We start from the raw sequence: 2,137 nt of genomic DNA, 5'->3' as shown, positions 1-2,137 counted from the left end.
TGGACGATCGCAATCGCCGACTATTGAATATGCTAGTCGAAAGTTCCAAACGCGGCAGCGGTTTGGTGAAGCAAATTCTCACCTTTGCACGGGGGCTAGATGGCGAGCGCACGACGATTCAGGTGCGGCATATTTTAACCGAACTGATTAGTATCGCCAGGCAGACTTTTCCCAAATCGATCGAGATTCAGGTTAATAATGCTAGTGAAGATCTGTGGCTGGTAAATGTCGATGCCACTCAGATCCATCAAGTGCTGATGAATCTATTTGTCAATGCGCGGGATGCGATGCCCAATGGCGGTAGCCTGACGGCGAGTTCGGAAAATATGGTTATCGATGCCGATTATGCCCAGATCCATCTCCAGTCACTAGCGGGAGCATATATCCTGATTAGTATTGCCGATACGGGCATGGGGATGACTGGTGAAATACTCGATCGGATCTTCGAGCCGTTTTTTACTACCAAAGAGACGGGGACGGGCTTGGGACTATCGACAGTTCGGGGTATCGTCAAAGCGCATGGAGGCGCGATCGAGGTAGAAAGTCAGATCGGGCGCGGTACTTGTTTTAAAATCTATCTACCCGCGATTTATAGTAAAGAAGCCGAATCTTCAGCCGCAGCAGCGGATTCATTCGACGGAAAGGGACAGTTGGTATTAGTGGTAGACGATGAGAGCGCGATTCGGGAAATTGTCAAAGAGTCGCTAGAGACTTACAATTACCGCGCGATGCTAGCTAGCGATGGCATCGAAGCGATCGATCTCTACTCCCAAAACCATCGCAGTATTGCCATCGTCCTCATCGATATGATGATGCCTCATCTCGATACTCGATCGACAATTCTGGCTCTACAGCAGATTAATCCCCAAGTTCAAATTGTGGTAATGAGCGGTTCTGTTGTCAATTTAGCAGCGATGGTCGATACGCAACAAGTGAGCGCATTTCTCACCAAGCCATTTACCACCGCAAACATGCTCCAAACATTAGAAAGTATTCAAAATTAATGTCGAGATTTAAAGCCGATAATCATCGTATGTAAGGTGAGATAAATTCGCTCTTCAGTAATTTTCTGGAGCAGTGACGAGCGCTTTAATTGAGCGTAGAGATCTCGTTTGACTCGTGCCATTCCAAAAGTAATTCCCCTAGTAGCTAATTCATCATATAACTCCTCCAGCATATCCATCGCCGTAATATCAATTTCGACGATCGCTTCGGTATTGAGGACAAACCATTCTACAGGCGTAACTTCTAATTCGATCGCGCTCATTGCCCGAGACTTAAAATCTTCCGCATTAGCAAAACATAACGGCGCATCATAACGATAAATTACTAACCCTGGAATTGTCGTTGCACCTTCCCAATCGTCGATATCGTGCAGTCCTGGCAGATTTGGTACCGTTCCTTGGACGGCATCATGGGGATGTGCCAATCGCGATAATAATTCGATCGCCGATAACCCAACTGCGATCGCCACACCCGCTAAAATATCGGTAACTAACACGCCGCAAGTAGTAATAATTGCTAGGAAAAACTCACTGCGGCGAAATCGATATAGCCGCAAAAATTCAGATATTTCAATCAATTTAAACGCTGCAAAAATCACGATCGCACCCAACGCCGCTTTCGGAAATAGCGATAAAACTGGACGCAACCACAGCAGCACCGAAATTACTACTCCCATCGCTACTAGCGAGAAAAGCTGAGTTTTGCTACCCAAACTATCCCCAATTACCGTGCGAGAGCCACTACTACTGACTGGAAATCCCTGCACCAATCCCGCCCCCAAATTCGCTACTCCCAGCGCAAGTAATTCTTGGTTGGCATCGATCTTATCGTGATGACGCGCGGCAAACGATCGAGCAGTCAAGACATTATCTGAATAACCGACGATCGCAATCCCCAGAGCGGAGGCTAGCAGGGTTGGGAGCTGTGCGGGAAAGCTAGGAACGACAAATTGGGGCAAACCTGCCGGAATTGCGCCTACAACCGCAATACCGCGCCCCTGGAGATCGAAGAGCGCGACAGCAGCAGTACCGATGAGTACTGCTAGTAGCGGTGCAGGAGCTGTGGGGAAACGATGTCCGATCGCTACTAGAAATCCGAATACCAATCCAGCTAAAATGAGGGTCGGCAAATG

Annotated in this window: 2 protein-coding genes; one reads left to right on the top strand and one right to left on the bottom strand. The window is 48.0% G+C overall.

All coding sequences use genetic code 11. The features are described 5' to 3' along the window. The coding region (locus RMO35_RS19450; protein ID WP_309743322.1) for an ATP-binding protein at positions 1–1,004 on the top strand (1,004 nt) is incomplete at its 5' end. Here RMO35_RS19450 and RMO35_RS19445 read toward each other — a convergent pair. Beyond that, the coding region (locus tag RMO35_RS19445; RefSeq protein WP_309743320.1) for a SulP family inorganic anion transporter at positions 1,001–2,137 on the bottom strand (1,137 nt) is incomplete at its 5' end. The genes RMO35_RS19450 and RMO35_RS19445 overlap by 4 nt on opposite strands.

This window comes from Chamaesiphon sp. OTE_20_metabat_361 (assembly GCF_031364565.1).
This window is presented reverse-complemented; position numbering and strand designations above follow the sequence as displayed.